This window comes from Methanocaldococcus jannaschii DSM 2661, from assembly GCF_000091665.1.
GTDB lineage: Archaea > AGJL01 > Methanococci > Methanococcales > Methanocaldococcaceae > Methanocaldococcus > Methanocaldococcus jannaschii.
In genome coordinates this window covers 391,621-409,192 of sequence record NC_000909.1, presented here as the reverse complement: position 1 = coordinate 409,192, position 17,572 = coordinate 391,621, and the positions used below count along the sequence as shown (strand labels likewise).

Here is a 17,572-nt window from a genome sequence, read left to right as displayed (position 1 = left end):
GTTCTCACTATTTCAAAATTTCATAAAACACTTCAGCCATCTTAACCAAATCCTCTATTTTAATATGCTCATTTGGTTGGTGGGCAGTCTCTTCTCCAATGCCCCAAACTGCTACATTATAGCCCTTATATCTCAAAAATGCCGCAACAGTTCCCCCACCCATTCCGCAAAGCTTAGCATCTCTATTCAAAACATTCTTTATAGCTTTTTTCAATTCTTTGATAATTTCAGCGTTTTCATCTGTGTAATTTGGATTTTCAGATTTTAATATTTCATAAGTTATCTCTGCCTTTATTGAGTTATCATAATGCTTAATATATTTTTTAAACTCAAAGTTTTTGATAAACTTATTTATAAACTCCAAAACTTCCTCTATTTTGTAAGTTGGCAAAATTCTACAATCAAAAACAACCTCTACATATCCAGGAATGGTGTTTGGATTTTCAACTTTATTTTTTAATATCGTTGGTTCAAAGGTTGAATACTCTGGGAGGAATATTGAATTAATTTCATCAAATTTCTCATATAAACCATTATATAACTCATTTGCAAAGTTAAAAGCCACTATATCAGCATTCAACCCATTTTCTGGTGTGCTACCATGACATTGCTTTCCTTTAATGTTAAATTTTATCCACAGAATTCCCTTCTCTCCAATCTCTACAAATTCTCCAGTTGGTGTTCCAAAGTCAGGAACTATGATTAAATCATCCTTTTTAAATATCTCATCTTCAAAGTTATTCAATAGATATTTTAAGCCATATTCACTTCCATCTTCTTCATCAGAGACAAAAATTAATGATAAGTTGTATTTTGGCTCAATATTATTTTCAAAAATCATTTTTAATAATAATAGAGAGGAAACAATCCCCTTATGGTTGTCCTCACTTCCCCTTCCATAAATTTTTCCATCTTTAATAACTGGCTCATAAGGATTTGTGCCCCATAAACTAATATCCCCCTCTGGAACAGTATCTAAATGAGAAATAATATGTAATGTCTTATCTCTTCCAAAATCTATTTTAAATACAATATTTGGCCTCTCAATACCATATTTATCTATGATGTTATATTCCTTTAAAGTGTAATTTTCTATATTGTAGCTTTCAACGTATTCCATTAACTTTTTCTTGACGTATTCTGCCTTTTCTTTTTCTCCTTTTCCACCAAATGAAGGATTTACTGAATTTATTCTTATTAAATCACTCTCTAACTTTATAGCTTCTTCTATTAAATCCATAATCTCCCTCTAAACCCAAAATATTTTAGCATAAGCTACCAATACAATCAAGTGCATTATATAAATTATTCCTCCAATTAATAAAAACCTTCCCACTCTCACATTTCCGTTGGATAATCTTAAAGTTATTAAATTGGCAAAAGAAGCAATTAAAGTTCCGTTACCTCCGATATTTACACCATAAGCTATTGGTAGCCAGTTTTTGTATAAATGAGATAGCAACACTGTAGCGGGCACGTTTGAGATTATTTGAGATAGTAAGGAGGCATAAATCATTAACATAACATTACCACATTTTATTGAAAATATATTAATAATTCCAATCCTCTTTAGTCCCTCAATATCAACAAATAGGAAGATGAAAGTTAGTAAAAACAGATAATCCACTTTAACCCTCTTATACATTAAAATTGCCAGTATTAAAGGAAGAATATATATAAAATTCAAATATCCAAAAACACATAACAAAACCAAAATAAAAGATAATATATAAAAAATCCACTCTTTTTTAAACTTAATGTCAATATTTATCTTAGTATCATACTTTTTAAATTCTAAGAATGGTAAAATAGCCAAAATTCCAAAAATTTCAAAGGGAATCATATTAATTATAAACTCTAAAGTTCCAATATTATAGAAATGAAATAAAAATAGATTTTGAGGATTTCCTATAGGGGTTAAGCCACTTCCAATATTTGCAGAGACACCCTCAAAGATAATGAGCTTTTCTAAATCCTTAAAAGGCATATTTGTGTATCTGTGAATTATTAGAGTTAAAGGGATGATGACAAATAAAGAGACATCATTTGTTATTAAAGAAGATAAAAACAGAGTTAAGAATATCAAAGCAATAAAAATCCTCTTAGATTTCTTTAAGATTTTTAAAGAAATATAGTCTAAAAACTTTGTATCTCTCATAATGTTTATGATAACCATTAAATAAAACAAGGAAAATATTGTTTTCCATTCAACAATATGAAATACCTCCATTGGATTTATTATATTCAATAGCAAAAGCAAAATCCCAATGCTAATAAACATCAAAAATATAAATGTATCAATCTTCATACTTTCCCTCTATGGTGGTTAATTATGAAATGCTCCCAATGCAATAAAAAACTTTGCTATACTGGAAAGGACTGCAAAAAGGATATAACACAAAAAATAATAGAAGAATATAAAAAAGAAGAAAATTTAAAGATAGCTGAGGTCTCAGCCTACATTGAAGCAACCTATTATATGAAAAAAACAAGGTTGGAAGAGATAATAGAGTTCTGCAAACTTATGGAATATAAAAAAATTGGTATAGCATTCTGTATTGGCTTAGAAAATGAGGCAAAAATATTAGCTAAAATTTTATCTAAGCATTTTGAAGTATATTCAGTTTGCTGTAAGGTTTGTGGGATTGATAAAGATGTTTTTAAATTTAAAAAAATCAACAAAGGAGAAAAAGAGGCTATGTGCAATCCAATAGGACAAGCGGAAATTTTAAATGAGATTGGAACCGATTTAAATATTATTGTTGGATTATGTATTGGGCATGATATCTTATTCCAAAAGTATTCAAAAGCTCCAACAACTACGTTTATTGTTAAGGATAGAGTTTTATCTCACAACACAGCTGGAGCAATTTATACCAAATACTATCTTAAAAAACTATTAGAGGGAAAATAATGACAAAAGATTTAAGACCGATAATATGGGATGATGATAAGAAAGAGCTAATTTTGATAGACCAAAGGAAGCTTCCAAACAAATTGGAGTATTTTATCTGCAAAACTTATGAGGATGTTGCCTATGCAATAAAAGACATGGTTGTTAGAGGAGCTCCAGCTATTGGAGTCTCTGCCGCTTACGGCTTAGCTTTAGCTGAAATTAATGGAGATGATATCTATAAAGCTTATGAAGTATTAAAAAATACAAGGCCAACAGCTGTTAATTTATTTTGGGCATTGGATAGATGTTTAACTGCTTACAAAGAAGGAAAATCAATCTTAGATGAGGCTAAAAAAATACATGAAGAGGATATAGAGACATGTAAAAAAATTGGAATGATTGGAGAAAAACTTATTGAGGATGGAGATACAATCTTAACTCACTGCAATGCTGGAGCTTTAGCAACATCTGCTTATGGAACTGCTTTAAGCGTTATTAGATTTGCCTTCTACAACGGCAAAAAGATTAGAGTTATAGCAGATGAGACAAGACCAAGATTGCAAGGGGCTAAATTAACTGCCTTTGAGTTAAATTATGAAGGAATTCCAGTTAAGGTTATAACTGACAATACAGCAGGGTTTTTAATGCAGAAGGGAGAGATTGATAAGATTATAGTTGGAGCTGATAGAATTTTAGCAGATGGAACTGTCTATAACAAAATTGGAACTTACAGCTTGGCAGTTTTAGCTAAATATCATAGAATTCCATTCTATGTTGCTGCACCATTATCAACGTTTGATTTAAGAAGTAGTGAGGAGGATGTTATTATAGAGGAGAGAGATGAGAAGGAAGTGGCATATATAGATGGGGTTAGAATAGTCCCAGAAGGAGTTGGTTGTTATAATTATGCCTTTGATAAAACTCCTCCAGATTTGATAACTGCAATTATAACTGAAAAGGGCATTGTAAAGCCAAATAGGGATGAGATTTTAAAGCTCTTTAGGTAGAGACTATGGGATGTATTGATAAGCTAAACTATGAAATTTTGTATAAAGGAGGCTTTAAGGAGTGTGCAGAATATATAAGGAAAAATTTCAAAAATATCAAAGAGATGGAAGCTGGATATGAGATATTTGAAGGAATTTTTTTAATTGGAATCCCTCCAATTCCAGTTGCCTACGAAGATAATTATGTGATATTCCCTTACACAAAACCATGCTATGGAACGTTTGTTTTAAAAATAAATCTTGATGAAATAAATAAAGATAAGAAAGAGGAGAAAAAAGAGAAAGATAAAGGCAAAAAAGGTTTATTATCAAGATTAAAGTTCTGGTGAAATGATGAGTGTCTTAGTTATAGTTGGATGTCCAGAACCTCCAGCTTTAATCCCTTCTGTTTTATATCTAACAAATCAGCTAAAGAAAAAAGGATTTAATGTCATTATAGCTGCAAATCCAGCAGCTTTAAAGCTTTTAGAGGTTGCAGATGATGACAAATACTATTTAAAAGGTGTTGGAGCTGTTGATATAGACGGAGGGCTTAGAGGCATTGAAGGTATTAATAAAATTATAAGTTTTGTCCATAACGACGGAGGAGTTAGTTATACTGTAACTTACAAAGCTAAATACAACAAACCTACCTATGCAATTGTCTTTGGAAGGCAGATAAATAAAGATTACGTTGAGACATTAAAAAACAGCAATATAGGGGTTTATACTGCAAGAGCCTTCCATAACCCAATGCCAATTGTAAATAGAATAAAGGAGATTTTAGCAAATCTTTAAACTTTTTTAATAACCTCTAAAAACTCATCTACCTTTTTTAAATCTTTCTTTCCACCGTAAGCTTCCAATGAAGAAGATACATCTATAGCGTAAGGTTTAACTGTTTTTATGGCCTCTAAGACATTATCTTTATTTAAACCACCAGCTAAGATTAGTGGTTTTTCTAAAGACTCTCTCAACTTCTTAGATACTGCCCAATTGTGTGTTTTTCCTTCAAGTTTTATGCTCTCTATCTTTGTATCTACCAAAATTGCCTCTACATATTTTTCATACTCTTTAGCAGTGTTTAGCAGAGTTTTAAAATCAATTTCTTCATCTTTAGGAATGTGGATAACTTTAATTATATGAGCGTTCAATTCCCCTGTATTTTTAAGTTTATTTAACTCTTTAACAAAATCTAAGCTCTCAAATCCATGTAGTTGTATGGCATTAGGTTTTAAGGCATTGTAAATCTCTAAAACTTCCTCTATGCTATTTGGCATCAATACAGTAACTAAGGATGTGAATGGAGCAACATATTTTTTTAACTCAATGGCTTTATCTAATGATATCTTTCTTGGTGTCTTTACTGGAACATCTACTATAACTCCAACTGCATGGACTTTTTTTGAGATATATGCTATATCCTCTTCATTAGTAATTCCACAAATCTTCACCTTAACCAAATCATCACCCAAACTATTTTATTAACATTATTTTCTTTTTTCTAATGTCAGATTCGCTATCTTTTTTATTATCCTTACCTTGGTTAATGTTTTGTATTTCTTTAGATTTATCACTAATATCTCCACTAGTAACCTCATCAATAATCTGCAATAGATAATTTACAAGTTCTTTTAAAGTAGAAATAATTTCTGGAGCAATTTTTATCAAATCTTCCTCTGTTATTACTCCTACGATTTTTCCATCATCTACAATAAATAATTCATTGGTTTTATATTTGTTCATGATTTCTAAAGCTTCATCAATGGTTGTATTTGGTGGAATAGTAACTAACTTACCTGAAGAGATATCTTCCACCTTAACCTTATCTGGAGGTAATTTTCTAATCAATACCTTTTTTATTATGTCTTTATCTGTAGCTACCTCAATACTCTCATGATTTGGTCTTTCACATACTACAAGAACACAGGGAACGTCTTGTTCAACCATCAATTTTGCAACATCATATACTGATACATCCCCACTAACTACTATTGGTTTTTTCATTATAAGCAGAACTGGAATCTCCCCCACCATTGTAACTCCCCAATTTATCTTGAAACTTTAAACATACTTTCCCTTTAAGATTTTGGATTTCTTAATTATTTTTAACTCCAATTATATTTATATCTTATAGTATTATAATAAATATTTGCATATTTAAGTATTTTTTAAATTTTTGTACATATTTAAATTTGGTATAGTATCGATTATACCGAAAAGTTTATATATAAGTTACACATACTTTAATTTCGCTTGTGGTTGAGGGCTCGTGGTCTAGATGGCTATGATGCCGCCCTGACACGGCGGTGGTCGGGAGTTCGAATCTCCCCGAGCCCACCATAATTTTAAGCCTTTTCTAAGTTCTAATTCCCTTTTGATGAAACTTTTTCTAAAAGTTTCGTTTGTATCTCCCCGAGCCCACCATAATTTTATTTTAGAAAAATTAATTTATTATTTTAAATATTTCAATTTAATATTTTTAAAATATCTAAAAACTTATTAAAAAACTAACTAATCTACTATATCCACATGAACATAGGCCCTCTCGACATTTTCCAAACTTTCTAATCTATTTTTAACTGCAACTTCAATATCGTGCATCTCTTTTGCTGAAATATTTGATGGAACTTCAACATGTAATTCAACATGGATTCTTGGTCCAACATAGTGAGCTTTTATATCATGCACTCCAATAACCTTATCTACATTCAAAGCTTCCTTTTCAATGAGTTCAAAGAATTTTTTAGGTGGAGCCCTTCCAGTTAAGTAATCTATATTGGTCAGACATATATCAAAGGCTACCTTTGCAATCATCAAAGCCACAATTATCCCAGCTATAGCATCCCCATAGTAGATACCAAACTTTTGTAACAACAACCCAACTAAAACTACAACACTGCTTAGAGCGTCACTTCTATGATGATAGGCATCTGCAATTAAAACTTGGCTATTTAATTTTTTTCCGACAAATAAGGAATATCTCGTCATTAACTCTTTAACAACTATTGATAAGATAGCAACTCCAACCATTATGGCATTTACCTCAATTACTTCCCCATAAATAATCCTCTCTACTGCAAACTTTCCAATCTCGTAGGCTGTGAAAAATAAAGCTAAACCAATAAAAAAAGAAAAAAGGCATTCAAATCTTGAGTGCCCATAGGGATGAGATTCATCCGGTGGTTTTGATGCAATTTTTACTCCAATAATCCCAATAATACTTGTTATAACATCCGATAAAGAGTGTATTCCATCAGAAATTAAAGATATACTTGAATAAACATATCCAATTATTATTTTTATCAATCCCAACAATATATTTCCAACAATACTCAAAATCAATGGCTTTTCTACCTCTCTCATAATCAGCCCCTAAATCCCAATTATCTTCCCCACATGCCCATAAACAAAGTTATTTAATTGAGATAATTTTGTTAAAGCTTTGAATCCAGTGCAGTGCATAGGCATAATCCAAAAATCTTGAGATTTGAAATAATCAACAATCCTATTTAAATAGTTATCTGAAACCCCTACTAAATGAAAACCTCCCAAAACTCCTTTAATTTCACTTAATTTTTTCCCATATTCAACTACATTTATAATTCCACTATGAGAACAGCCAGTAATTAAAATTCCTTTAGCTATTAAGAACATGTCATCATTTACCTCATCTTTTACTCTCTTTCCATCTTTAATACACTGAAACTCTTCCATCTCATATTCATATTCTCTTGGAACATATCCAGAGACAATAATATCTTTATCTATTTTATACGGCTCTTCAATAATCTCTAAATCAGCTTTTTTTAACAAATATTCTTTTATTTCTTCGTCAATCCCTATGTATCTATTGCCAGCGTATTTGTCTAAGAATGCATCTTTGTGAGCTATAACTTTCCCATTGATTAAATCGTTCTCTATAACATATTTTAAACCATCGCAGTGGTCGTAATGTCCATGAGATAAGACAATATAATCAAATCCTTCTTTTTCATTAAATAATCTCAAATTCTCTCTCAAAGTTATTGAGTTTTGTCCAGCATCAAATAAAATTCTCTTATTATTTATTTCTATCAAAGCTGAAAATCCATGTTGAGCAAAAAATTTTTTATAGGCAGTGTTATCTACCAATATTTTAATCATGATGTCACCAAATATTTTTTATAGCAGTTATGTTTGTGTAGCATCAGATTTATATTTTCCCGCATTTGAGGATAAATTAGTTAATCATCAAATAAATATTTTGTTATAGATTAAAAATTGGTGAATATTTATGAATCTCAATATTAAAGAAATTAAACAAAAAATCAATGAATGGAAAAATAGAGAATGGAGATGGAAAGGAAAAGGAAAAATTGAAATCAGATTTGTTTGTTTAATTGAAAGGGCTGAGAGCTTTAAGGAATTGGTAGATAACTTAGAAATAATCATCTGTGAATATGAAAAAATAAAACAGCTTATTGAAGATAAAGATATAAAAGAAATAGCCAAATTAAATCTATTCTGTGGAAATAACGTTTATGAAGAAATGTTAAAGGATATTTTAAGTTCAAATAAGTTCATATCTTTAACAATAAGTTTTGATGAGAACATAGCTTATGTTAAGTATATGGAAAGGGGAAAAGAGGAAGTTGTATATTTAGATGGAAAATCTGCCTATAAGGCCCTACAAATATTAAAAAATAGATATGAGAATATCTTAAAAAAGCAGATATCAATAATAGAGGACGCTATTCCTTTAACCATCCCATCTCAATAATCTTATTATAAACTTTTTCACTTAACCACTCTTCACTTATGTATTTATCATAAACTGGCAATCTCATCTTTAACTTTAACCCTAACTCCTCAGTCCATTCCCTCAACTCCTTTATTTCTGGCCACTCTGCCTCTGGATTAACGTAGTCCCTTGTTAGTGGAGAAACTCCTCCCCAATCATCAACCCCTGCCAATAAAAACAACTGCCCCGTCTCTCTATTTAAATTTGGAGGAATTTGGATTGAAATATCATCTAAAATCAACTTTGCTAAAATAATAACCTTTAACATCTTTATTGGTGATGGCTCTTTAAAATTCTCCATTGGAATGCCTTTCTTAGCTCTAAAGTTTTGGATTATAACTTCCTGTATATGCCCATACTTTTCATGAATTTCTTTTATTTTAAATAGTGAATCAACAATTTCCTCATTTGTCTCTCCAATACCAATTAATAAACCAGTTGTGAATGGAATCTTTAACTTTCCAGCATTTTCAATCATCTCTATCCTTAACTTTGGATGCTTTCCAGGGCTGTGTTTGTGGGCAATTGTATTCATTAACCTCTCTGAAGCATTTTCCAACATCAAACCCATAGATGCATTGACATCTTTAAGCATCTTTAACTCATCATAATTTAAGATTCCACAATTTGTATGTGGAAGGAGAGAAGTGTTATTCAATGTCCATTCCTCTAAATCGTAGAGATATTCTAATATATTATCATAACCCATTGATTTTAATTGTTCTTTAATCTCTTTATTTTCATCTACGTGTTCCCCAAATGTAAATAACGCCTCTCTACATCCTAATCTATCTCCCTTTAATAAAATCTCTTTAACTTCATTCGGCTTCATTAAACTTGGCTTATCTTCTCTAAAGATGCAGTATCCGCACTTATTTCTGCACCACTTTGATAAAGGTATAAAGACGTTTTTTGAGTAAGTTATATATTCTCTCTTAAATGTATTATTGATTTGAGCTAATTTATCTAATATATCCTTAGAAGACGTTGAGTTAAGGAAATTAATTGCCTCCTCTCTACTTATCATCCTATCCACCTTTAATATTGAAGAAATTTAAATAACACTAAATTTTATTGTCAATCAACACATATATATAGTGAGAGTATATAAAGTAGATATTACAAACCCATAGACACAAAAATCTAAGGTTTATTAAATAGGACTTAAGCACTTTATATTGGACATTTGGAATTTAGATACCAAAGGCACCAATATTCAATAGAAAAGATTTATTACTGCGTAAGACCTATTAAAACACTCAATTTTGAAATTTTGATAGGATAACAAAACTATTAATATCAACAAACACAAAATAAAAATATTAAAAATAAAAAAAAGGTGATAAAATGGCTGAACAGCAACAAGAACAGCAAATTAGAGTAAGAATTCCAAGAAAAGAAGAGAATGAGATTTTGGGGATTATAGAGCAGATGTTGGGAGCAAGTAGGGTTAGAGTTAGATGCTTAGACGGAAAAACAAGATTGGGAAGAATCCCTGGCAGATTAAAGAATAGAATTTGGGTTAGAGAAGGAGATGTAGTTATTGTAAAACCATGGGAAGTTCAAGGAGACCAGAAGTGTGATATCATTTGGAGATACACAAAAACACAAGTTGAATGGCTTAAAAGAAAAGGTTATTTAGATGAGTTACTATGAAACTTTAAGAAAGTTACATGAAAACTCTTAAAGAGTTTTCATAGCCCGAAGCTACGCTTCGGTTTCATCAAAGCTAACACCTCCTTGCTACGCTCGGAGGTGTAAATTAAATTTGGGGGTATATCCACAGAACTTTCACAGCTTTATAATATTCAGTTTGGAACTTTGACGCCTTTTAGGCGTCCATATCAATAAGGATACTTTCCTGTGAAAGTTCTGTGCCAATAGGGGGCGAAGCCCCCTATGGAAAGAAAAGGTTATTTAGGTGAGTTGTTATAAGGTGATGCCTATAGCTAAAAATATTGATGATGAACTCTATGAGTTAAATAAATTGCTTAGTGAAAAAGAAGAGTTTCAATTGGATAGAGAATATCAAAAAGAAATTTTAGAGAAAGAGAGGAAGTTTTTAGAAGATTTAAAGACCGCTAACGAAGTTTTTGATAAAAGAACCTTAATGACTTTATTTAGTCTATTAGCTGGAAAGCATTTAACTGAATATATAGGGATAGTTAATTCTGGAAAAGAGGCAGTAGTATTTAAAGCACGAAAGGGAAAGTTTTACAGAGCAGTTAAGGTTTATAGGGTAGCCACTTGTGATTTTAAAACTATGAGTAAATATATCCAAGGAGACCCAAGATTTCATTTAAGGAAGAGTAGTAGAAGGCAAATTATTCATGCATGGGTTGAGAAGGAATTTAGAAATCTAAGAAGGGCTTCTGAAATTATAAATGCCCCAAAGGCAAGATTAAGAAGAGAAAATGTCTTAGTTATGGATTTTGTTGGTTATAGAGGAATTCCAGCTCCAAAACTTAAAGATATGCAAGATTTAGATTGGGAGAAATATTTTAAAATTATAAAAGAGAGTATGAAAAAGCTTTATGAAGAAGGAGAGTTAGTTCATGGAGATTTGAGTGAATACAACATATTGGTTAAAGATGATGAGCCAGTATTTATTGATTTTTCTCAGAGCGTTATAACCCAACATCCTTTAGCTCATCCCTTACTTATTAGAGATTGCATAAATATATGCAATTTCTTTAGAAGGAAAAGGGTTGATTGCAATTACAAAGATTTATACAAATATATAACTGGAAAAGAGATAGACCCAATTGATGAAGCGATGATTAAGCAATTGTAAATTAGAATTCTTATTTCTAATTTTTATTTTATATGGTTTTTATATGGTGATAATTATGGTTTTTGGAAATATTGGACAAGATAAGAGCATTGAGATTTTAAAGATTCCAAAGGATAGAGTAGGAGTTTTAATAGGAAAAAAGGGAAATGTTAAAAAAACCATTGAAAAAGAGCTTGGAGTTAAGTTGGAGATTGATGCCGATGGAACAGTAACCATCTATGGAACAGATAAGCAGAAAGACCCCTTAGCTGTTTGGAAGGCAAGGGATATAGTTAGAGCTATTGGTAGGGGATTTAATCCAGAAATTGCTCTAAAATTGGTTAGTGATGAGTATGTTTTGGAAGTTATAGATATTGAGGACTATGCAAGTTCTGATAACAGCATAAGGAGATTGAAAGGAAGAGTTATTGGTAAAGAAGGAAAGTCAAGAAGATACATAGAGAGCTTAACTGGAGCTAACGTCTCTGTTTATGGAAACACTGTAGCAATAGTTGGAGAGCATGAGCCAGTTCAGATAGCTAAAGAGGCTGTTGAGATGCTCTTAAGAGGAGCATCCCATGCAAAGACATATAAATTCTTAGAGAGGGAAAGACAGAAGATTAAAAGGGCAAGATTTGAGTTATGGAAGAAAAAGAGTGATGTTGATGAGTTATATGAGAAGATGAATCCCAATTATGAAGAGATAGAGATTGAAGAAGATGAAGATGAAATAGAGGATGAAGAATAAATTGGTGATGAAATATGCACTTAGTAGGAGTTTTAGACATTGCCAAAGATATATTAAAAGCAAATAAAAGATTGGCTGATAAAAACAGAAAGCTCTTAAATAAACATGGTGTTGTTGCATTTGACTTCATGGGAGCTATTGGTAGTGGAAAAACCCTACTAATTGAAAAGTTGATTGATAATTTAAAAGATAAGTATAAAATAGCCTGCATTGCTGGAGATGTTATAGCAAAGTTTGATGCTGAGAGAATGGAGAAGCATGGGGCTAAGGTAGTGCCTTTAAATACGGGTAAAGAATGCCATTTAGATGCTCACTTAGTAGGGCATGCCTTGGAGGATTTAAACTTAGATGAAATTGATTTACTGTTTATAGAGAACGTTGGAAATTTAATCTGCCCAGCTGATTTTGATTTAGGGACTCATAAAAGGATTGTTGTGATTTCAACAACTGAAGGGGATGATACGATAGAAAAACACCCTGGCATTATGAAAACAGCGGATTTAATAGTTATCAATAAGATTGATTTAGCAGATGCCGTTGGAGCTGACATAAAAAAGATGGAGAATGATGCTAAAAGAATAAATCCAGATGCAGAAGTTGTTTTATTAAGTTTAAAAACAATGGAAGGGTTTGATAAGGTTTTAGAGTTTATTGAAAAGAGTGTTAAAGAGGTTAAATAGGACTTTCGCAGGGATAAATGTTTTATTTAAATGAAGATGCCTTTGGGCATCAAATTACCTTAATAAAATATATAAACTGCGAAAGTCCTATTAAAGAAGCATAAATAATCCCATCACTCCCAATATAGAACTGAGCATAATCCTTAAATGCTTTGGAGAAATCTTTTGATTTATTTTTATCCCCAATTTTGATGAGTAGATTATTGGAATAGCCATAATTAAAGCTATTGGAATTGAAACATACCCGATATTGTAGATATAGCCCTCTGTATTAGCTGTTAAATATGATATGAGCCCACCAATTGAAGTTAATGGGATAACACCTACTGAAATTGCGACAGCTCTTTTTACGGGATATTTTGCCATTGCTAAGATTGGAATTATAACTATTCCTCCACCAATGCCAAATAATCCAGATAGAAACCCAGTAATAACTCCACAGAGAATAAAAGGTTCCAATTTATCTTCTCTATCTGAGATTTTATCAATATGATGAGATTTAGCCATATAAATTGCATTTGCTATTAAAAAAATTCCAAATAACTTTTTCAATATAGCTGAATCAATAAAATTAACAACTAAAAACCCACTAAAATAAGAAAAAACCAAGCTAATAATCCCAATTGTTATTGATGCCTTCCAATTTATATTTTTAATTTTTGCATGCCTAAAGATTGAAATTATCGAATTTATAAAAACTACAAACAAAGATGTTCCTACAGCAAATTTTACTCCATCTGGAATGCCAAAATAATCAAAAATAAATGTTAAAATTGGAGCTACTAAAAATCCCCCACCAATACCAAACAAACTGCCTAAAATCCCCACTATAAATCCAACAATAATTAGTAAAGGTAACAATAACAAAAATTCAAATTCCAATTTAATCACCATAAAAATAAAATACTAACTTCAAATACTGAATCTTTTATTGCTTCTCTATATATAAGTTGTGGTTGTGTCAATATACACCACAGACAGTATTTTTTAATATAAACATTAGCACAGTATTTTAAGGAAATTTGAATAATACGTTATACACCCATAACTGTCCTAAACAAGTCTCTAAGTCCTGGAGCCAATCCAAGAGCCATTATGCAGAGTTTTATAATATTCTTTATATTTTCATCCTCAACTTCTTTATTTAAAATATATAAAGCTAATAAAATTATTAAGAGCTTAAAAGGAATAAAGGCATAAACTCCAAAAGTTTCCATCAAAAATCTTGGAATTGGATGTTGTTCCCAATAACCATAAACTCCTATTCCAATAGTTGTTGCAGAAGCATCAATCAACTGCCCAATCACAACATAATCATCAATCTTTGACTGTATGATATTTAATTTTAAGGTTTTATCTAAAAATTTAACTAAATAATAAAATATTCCAACTAAGATTCCAACGTATAAAATTGCTTCCAAATGAGTTATATGCTGTAAAAACACGAATAAAAAATACAACAATAGAATTAACCCAATAACTGCAGATGCTTTATAATACTTCTCTTTAAATACCAATCCAGTAGTTAAAATCGTTAGTATAAAAAATCCACCAATCAAAAACACTATGCCTGGAGTTATAGTTAAAAAACTTCTCTCTATGTAGCCACAATCAACCAAAGCCCTCATTAGAGCAATTAAGACAGTAAAAACAATCCCTGGGATTGCAAATTTCTCATCAATGTTTATATTTAACTTTCTCAAAGCTTTATAAAATAAATACAAAGCTAAAGCTAAAATAATCCCATAAGTTATTTCTTGAACTATATTATAGCCAGTTCCTTTCTCAGCTGGTTCAATATAATACTTGTAGATAAAATTTTTTATTTCTTGAATCATCCTTTCCCTCAAAATATTTATAAGATGTTTTATTAATGTGATATTTATTAAAGTTGAAGTTTTTGAATAATGAGACAGAACTAACTTATAATACAAAAATTTTAAAAATTATTGAAGAGAAGTTTTTATAAGAAATCGATTGAAGCTGAAATTTTAGTAGAGGTTTTACTTTACCTTGAATTATATTTATAGTTTTATTAATGGTGATTTTATGAGATTTTTTAATAGAGAAAAGGAAATAACTGAAATTTTGTCAATTTTAGAGGGAAATCCGGATTTAGTTTATTTTGTTTATGGTCCATTAAATTCAGGTAAAACTGCACTAATTAGCGAAATAATTAACAATAGGATAGATAAGAATAAGTATGTTGTATTTTATATAAACCTTAGAGGTATTTTTATCTCTAAATATAAAGATTTTATTGAAGTATTATTTGAAGAGTATGAAGAAGATAGAAAGCCAGTAGAAATTATAAAGAGTTTGATAAAGGACGTTCCTTCTTTATGTGGTATTCCAACACCAAAAAATACATTAGAAGAAATCTTGAAGAAAAAGACAACTAAAAATGTCTTTAAATACATAACTAACGTATTAATGGATATTAAAAAAGAAGGAAAGCAACCAATAATTATTATTGATGAGTTACAAAAGATTGGTGATATGAAGATTAATGGATTCTTAATTTATGAGCTTTTTAATTATTTTGTTGATTTAACTAAAGAATTGCATTTATGTCATGTTTTTTGCCTAAGTTCGGATAGCTTATTTATTGAACAAGTTTATAGTGAAGCAATGTTAAAGGATAGAGTAGATTACATCTTAGTGGATGATTTTGATAAAGAGACAGCTTTAAAGTTTATGGATTTCTTAGCTGAGGAAATTCTAAATAAAAAACTATCTGATGATGAGAAAGAGCTTATCTATAGCTATGTAGGGGGAAAGCCAATTTTGATAATAAAAGTAATTAAAAAATTGAAAATTAAAGGTTTAAAAGAAACTTTAGATGAAATGCTTAGGGATGAAATGCAAAAACTAAAATACTTCTTAGAGGACATTAAGGAGAAGGACGAAGAGTCTTATAACAAAATAGCTGATGCATTAGAGATATTTAAAGATAGTTATGAAATTGAAGATATAAAAATACCTAAGAATATTAGAGAATTTTTAGTTAAGAAAAATATTTTATTCTTAAATCCACAAAAAGGAACATTGAAACCCCAAAGTTATTTGGTTTGGAATGCTATAAAGAGATTATTATAAAGTTAAATAAAACACCCTTGTCATCAAACCACCAAACATGACATTGAACTCCTCCTTAACCTCAAAGTTATTTTTTGCTATAGCATCTTTAAACATCTTATCTTCAGCAGTTATAACTATCAGCCTTGAAGAGCCGTGCATAATTTCCTTTGCAGAGGATAAAAATTCATCGTATAGCTTTTTAACTGATCTTTTGCTACCTATCCTTATGCCATAAGGTGGATTTGCTATAATAACATCACTTTCATTAAATTTTTCATGCAATTTTGTAGCATCACCACAGATAAATTCTATAGTATCCAAAACCTCAGCATTTTTGGCATTATCTTTAGCTCCATCCAAGTATTTTTGATTTTTATCTAAACCAATTATTTTGTAGATGTTTTTATTTTCAACAATCTCTTTTTTTATTTTATCTAATAACTCATAGCCAAAAATATCAATAAACTTAAAACCATATTTATTCTCTCTAAACTTTCCTGGTGGGATATTCCTCTTCATCAAAGCTCCCTCTATTGGAATAGTCCCACTTCCACACATTGGGTCTAATAACATCTCATCATCTTTCCAATCACTTAAATAAACTAATGACGAGGCAATAGTGGCATTTAAATGTGCTGGGTGATTAAAAACTCTATATCCTCTCTTATCTAATGCAATATCCCCTGTGGTATCAATTCCAACAATTAGCTCATCAAATATAACTTCAACCCTAACAATTACATCTGGTTCATCTAAATTAACTTTAAGCCTAATGTTTTTATCTCTCTGATATGATTTTATTACTGCTTCACCAGCAACTCTTCCAATGTCTATTGATGTAAAATTATGTTCTCCAGCCCTTAATGGGCGAATAGCAAAAGATTGATTTTCTTTTATCCATTCAGTCCAATCAATATTATAAACTCTCTTATAAATATCATCTAAGGCTATGTTTGGAATCTCTTCCCTATGTAGTAAGATATTCATCCTTTCTATAGTTCTTGAGAGGTAGTTAATCTTAGGAATTAGTTTTAAATCACCACTAAAAAATATTCTTCCTTTATTTTCTCTAATCTCTTTAATTTTTCCACCAAAAGATTCAATCTCATTTTTGGAGATTTTTTCAAGCCCCGGGGATAGTGTAACATAGTAATCCATAAAAATCCCTCTTCTTTTATTATGGACTTTCGCAGAGATAAATTTATTTATTGAATATTGATGCCTTTAGGCATCCAAATACCTTATTTAATATATAATGCGAAAGTTCCATTTAAGTGTAGAATTTTTTATATTGGTTGTGAGATAAAATTATTAGTTATAAACAAAATTATGTAAGGTGAGTTAAATGGAAATTATACACTACATAGTTATAATAATGACGTTGTTATCAAGTTTAGCCTCCCTCTTACAAAGAGATTTAATTAAGTGCATTATATTATCTGGTTTTGCTGGGTTGTGTATGGCTTATTTATACTATGCATTGTTAGCTCCAGACGTTGCTTTAACAGAGGCAATCTTAGGAGGGGCTATTTTACCAGCATTGTTTGCCTTCACAGTTAGAAGAACTCAAAGAATAGATGAATAAAAAATTATTTCTTTGTAAAAGCATATTACTTTTTTAATTA

At 30.5% G+C, this 17,572-nt stretch carries 21 protein-coding genes and 1 tRNA gene; 12 read left to right on the top strand and 10 right to left on the bottom strand.

From position 1 onward, the window contains the following. Positions 1 to 7 precede the first annotated feature (7 nt). Both MJ_RS02410 and MJ_RS02405 read right to left on the bottom strand, forming a co-directional pair. Positions 8 to 1,240, bottom strand: coding sequence for a M20 family metallo-hydrolase (locus MJ_RS02410; protein ID WP_010869956.1), 1,233 nt, complete (start codon positions 1,238 to 1,240; stop codon positions 8 to 10). Between the two features lie 9 nt (positions 1,241 to 1,249). After that, the gene (locus tag MJ_RS02405; RefSeq protein WP_010869955.1) at positions 1,250 to 2,308 is read right to left on the bottom strand and encodes an SLC13 family permease; all 1,059 of its coding nucleotides are present in this window, start codon (positions 2,306 to 2,308) and stop codon (positions 1,250 to 1,252) included. 24 nt (positions 2,309 to 2,332) lie between these two features. On the opposite strand from MJ_RS02405, the gene MJ_RS02400 reads away from it, so the two are divergent. The 4 genes from MJ_RS02400 to MJ_RS02385 are packed head-to-tail and all read left to right on the top strand — an operon-like array spanning position 2,333 to position 4,680. After that, positions 2,333 to 2,914, top strand: coding sequence for a DUF1847 domain-containing protein (locus MJ_RS02400; protein WP_010869954.1), 582 nt, complete (start codon positions 2,333 to 2,335; stop codon positions 2,912 to 2,914). Next, positions 2,914 to 3,903 carry an S-methyl-5-thioribose-1-phosphate isomerase gene (gene mtnA, locus MJ_RS02395; protein ID WP_010869953.1) on the top strand — a complete coding sequence of 330 codons (990 nt, stop codon included), beginning with the start codon at positions 2,914 to 2,916 and terminating at the stop codon, positions 3,901 to 3,903. Before MJ_RS02400 ends, mtnA begins: the two co-directional genes overlap by 1 nt. A gap of 5 nt (positions 3,904 to 3,908) precedes the next feature. Next, a complete protein-coding gene (locus MJ_RS02390) occupies positions 3,909 to 4,232 on the top strand; it encodes a DUF1894 domain-containing protein (RefSeq protein WP_010869952.1) in 324 nt (107 codons plus the stop codon). A gap of 1 nt (position 4,233) precedes the next feature. Continuing rightward, the gene (locus MJ_RS02385) at positions 4,234 to 4,680 is read left to right on the top strand and encodes a DUF1890 domain-containing protein (protein WP_010869951.1); all 447 of its coding nucleotides are present in this window, start codon (positions 4,234 to 4,236) and stop codon (positions 4,678 to 4,680) included. Here MJ_RS02385 and MJ_RS02380 read toward each other — a convergent pair. Continuing rightward, entirely contained in the window at positions 4,677 to 5,345 is a 669-nt protein-coding gene (locus tag MJ_RS02380) for a phosphoribosylanthranilate isomerase (protein ID WP_064496500.1), read from the bottom strand. The two genes, MJ_RS02385 and MJ_RS02380, sit on opposite strands and share 4 nt — an antisense overlap. A gap of 13 nt (positions 5,346 to 5,358) precedes the next feature. Then, positions 5,359 to 5,919 carry a CBS domain-containing protein gene (locus MJ_RS02375; RefSeq protein ID WP_010869949.1) on the bottom strand — a complete coding sequence of 187 codons (561 nt, stop codon included), beginning with the start codon at positions 5,917 to 5,919 and terminating at the stop codon, positions 5,359 to 5,361. A 229-nt stretch (positions 5,920 to 6,148) separates the two neighbouring features. Between MJ_RS02375 and MJ_RS02370 the strand changes: the two genes are divergently transcribed. Further along, positions 6,149 to 6,225, top strand: a tRNA-Val gene (locus tag MJ_RS02370). A 171-nt stretch (positions 6,226 to 6,396) separates the two neighbouring features. Here MJ_RS02370 and MJ_RS02365 read toward each other — a convergent pair. Then, the gene (locus tag MJ_RS02365) at positions 6,397 to 7,248 is read right to left on the bottom strand and encodes a cation diffusion facilitator family transporter (protein WP_010869948.1); all 852 of its coding nucleotides are present in this window, start codon (positions 7,246 to 7,248) and stop codon (positions 6,397 to 6,399) included. 9 nt (positions 7,249 to 7,257) lie between these two features. Next, the gene (locus MJ_RS02360) at positions 7,258 to 8,028 is read right to left on the bottom strand and encodes an MBL fold metallo-hydrolase (protein ID WP_010869947.1); all 771 of its coding nucleotides are present in this window, start codon (positions 8,026 to 8,028) and stop codon (positions 7,258 to 7,260) included. 130 nt (positions 8,029 to 8,158) lie between these two features. Between MJ_RS02360 and MJ_RS02355 the strand changes: the two genes are divergently transcribed. Beyond that, complete coding sequence (locus tag MJ_RS02355; RefSeq protein WP_010869946.1) at positions 8,159 to 8,644, top strand: hypothetical protein; 486 nt, start codon at positions 8,159 to 8,161, stop codon at positions 8,642 to 8,644. Here the strand turns inward: MJ_RS02355 and cofG are convergent. Beyond that, positions 8,616 to 9,692 (bottom strand): 7,8-didemethyl-8-hydroxy-5-deazariboflavin synthase subunit CofG, encoded by a 1,077-nt coding sequence (cofG, locus tag MJ_RS02350; RefSeq protein ID WP_064496498.1) that lies wholly within the window; start codon positions 9,690 to 9,692, stop codon positions 8,616 to 8,618. The genes MJ_RS02355 and cofG overlap by 29 nt on opposite strands. Positions 9,693 to 10,012: 320 nt before the next feature. Between cofG and eif1A the strand changes: the two genes are divergently transcribed. The 4 genes from eif1A (at position 10,013) to hypB (ending at position 12,866) form a co-directional block, all read left to right on the top strand. Continuing rightward, entirely contained in the window at positions 10,013 to 10,321 is a 309-nt protein-coding gene (gene eif1A / locus MJ_RS02345) for a translation initiation factor eIF-1A (protein WP_010869944.1), read from the top strand. A gap of 283 nt (positions 10,322 to 10,604) precedes the next feature. Then, positions 10,605 to 11,459, top strand: a complete 855-nt coding sequence (locus tag MJ_RS02340; RefSeq protein WP_162484747.1) for a serine protein kinase RIO — start codon at positions 10,605 to 10,607, stop codon at positions 11,457 to 11,459. Between the two features lie 55 nt (positions 11,460 to 11,514). After that, a complete protein-coding gene (locus MJ_RS02335; protein ID WP_064496497.1) occupies positions 11,515 to 12,186 on the top strand; it encodes a KH domain-containing protein in 672 nt (223 codons plus the stop codon). Between the two features lie 14 nt (positions 12,187 to 12,200). Beyond that, a complete protein-coding gene (gene hypB / locus MJ_RS02330) occupies positions 12,201 to 12,866 on the top strand; it encodes a hydrogenase nickel incorporation protein HypB (protein ID WP_010869941.1) in 666 nt (221 codons plus the stop codon). A 90-nt stretch (positions 12,867 to 12,956) separates the two neighbouring features. Here hypB and MJ_RS02325 read toward each other — a convergent pair whose 3' ends face one another. Both MJ_RS02325 and MJ_RS02320 read right to left on the bottom strand, forming a co-directional pair. Then, positions 12,957 to 13,757 (bottom strand): sulfite exporter TauE/SafE family protein, encoded by an 801-nt coding sequence (locus tag MJ_RS02325; RefSeq protein WP_244409530.1) that lies wholly within the window; start codon positions 13,755 to 13,757, stop codon positions 12,957 to 12,959. 143 nt (positions 13,758 to 13,900) lie between these two features. Continuing rightward, complete coding sequence (locus tag MJ_RS02320) at positions 13,901 to 14,704, bottom strand: DUF63 family protein (protein ID WP_064496496.1); 804 nt, start codon at positions 14,702 to 14,704, stop codon at positions 13,901 to 13,903. A 211-nt stretch (positions 14,705 to 14,915) separates the two neighbouring features. Between MJ_RS02320 and MJ_RS02315 the strand changes: the two genes are divergently transcribed. Next, positions 14,916 to 15,965, top strand: coding sequence for an ATP-binding protein (locus MJ_RS02315; protein WP_064496495.1), 1,050 nt, complete (start codon positions 14,916 to 14,918; stop codon positions 15,963 to 15,965). Here MJ_RS02315 and trm14 read toward each other — a convergent pair. Continuing rightward, positions 15,960 to 17,105 carry a tRNA (guanine(6)-N2)-methyltransferase gene (trm14, locus tag MJ_RS02310; protein WP_010869937.1) on the bottom strand — a complete coding sequence of 382 codons (1,146 nt, stop codon included), beginning with the start codon at positions 17,103 to 17,105 and terminating at the stop codon, positions 15,960 to 15,962. The two genes, MJ_RS02315 and trm14, sit on opposite strands and share 6 nt — an antisense overlap. Before the next feature lie 187 nt (positions 17,106 to 17,292). On the opposite strand from trm14, the gene MJ_RS02305 reads away from it, so the two are divergent. Beyond that, positions 17,293 to 17,532, top strand: coding sequence for a DUF4040 domain-containing protein (locus MJ_RS02305; RefSeq protein WP_010869936.1), 240 nt, complete (start codon positions 17,293 to 17,295; stop codon positions 17,530 to 17,532). Positions 17,533 to 17,572: the final 40 nt, after the last annotated feature.

Bases quoted from the DNA above. Each gene is read 5' to 3' on its own strand.
- MJ_RS02410 (WP_010869956.1), bottom strand. From the start codon at position 1,240: ATGGATTTAATAGAAGAAGCTATAAAGTTAGAGAGTGATTTAATAAGA.
- MJ_RS02405 (WP_010869955.1), bottom strand. From the start codon at position 2,308: ATGAAGATTGATACATTTATATTTTTGATGTTTATTAGCATTGGGATT.
- MJ_RS02400 (WP_010869954.1), top strand. From the start codon at position 2,333: ATGAAATGCTCCCAATGCAATAAAAAACTTTGCTATACTGGAAAGGAC.
- mtnA (WP_010869953.1), top strand. From the start codon at position 2,914: ATGACAAAAGATTTAAGACCGATAATATGGGATGATGATAAGAAAGAG.
- MJ_RS02390 (WP_010869952.1), top strand. From the start codon at position 3,909: ATGGGATGTATTGATAAGCTAAACTATGAAATTTTGTATAAAGGAGGC.
- MJ_RS02385 (WP_010869951.1), top strand. From the start codon at position 4,234: ATGATGAGTGTCTTAGTTATAGTTGGATGTCCAGAACCTCCAGCTTTA.
- MJ_RS02375 (WP_010869949.1), bottom strand. From the start codon at position 5,919: ATGGTGGGGGAGATTCCAGTTCTGCTTATAATGAAAAAACCAATAGTA.
- MJ_RS02365 (WP_010869948.1), bottom strand. From the start codon at position 7,248: ATGAGAGAGGTAGAAAAGCCATTGATTTTGAGTATTGTTGGAAATATA.
- MJ_RS02360 (WP_010869947.1), bottom strand. From the start codon at position 8,028: ATGATTAAAATATTGGTAGATAACACTGCCTATAAAAAATTTTTTGCT.
- MJ_RS02355 (WP_010869946.1), top strand. From the start codon at position 8,159: ATGAATCTCAATATTAAAGAAATTAAACAAAAAATCAATGAATGGAAA.
- cofG (WP_064496498.1), bottom strand. From the start codon at position 9,692: ATGATAAGTAGAGAGGAGGCAATTAATTTCCTTAACTCAACGTCTTCT.
- eif1A (WP_010869944.1), top strand. From the start codon at position 10,013: ATGGCTGAACAGCAACAAGAACAGCAAATTAGAGTAAGAATTCCAAGA.
- MJ_RS02340 (WP_162484747.1), top strand. From the start codon at position 10,605: ATGCCTATAGCTAAAAATATTGATGATGAACTCTATGAGTTAAATAAA.
- MJ_RS02335 (WP_064496497.1), top strand. From the start codon at position 11,515: ATGGTTTTTGGAAATATTGGACAAGATAAGAGCATTGAGATTTTAAAG.
- hypB (WP_010869941.1), top strand. From the start codon at position 12,201: ATGCACTTAGTAGGAGTTTTAGACATTGCCAAAGATATATTAAAAGCA.
- MJ_RS02320 (WP_064496496.1), bottom strand. From the start codon at position 14,704: ATGATTCAAGAAATAAAAAATTTTATCTACAAGTATTATATTGAACCA.
- MJ_RS02315 (WP_064496495.1), top strand. From the start codon at position 14,916: ATGAGATTTTTTAATAGAGAAAAGGAAATAACTGAAATTTTGTCAATT.
- trm14 (WP_010869937.1), bottom strand. From the start codon at position 17,105: ATGGATTACTATGTTACACTATCCCCGGGGCTTGAAAAAATCTCCAAA.
- MJ_RS02305 (WP_010869936.1), top strand. From the start codon at position 17,293: ATGGAAATTATACACTACATAGTTATAATAATGACGTTGTTATCAAGT.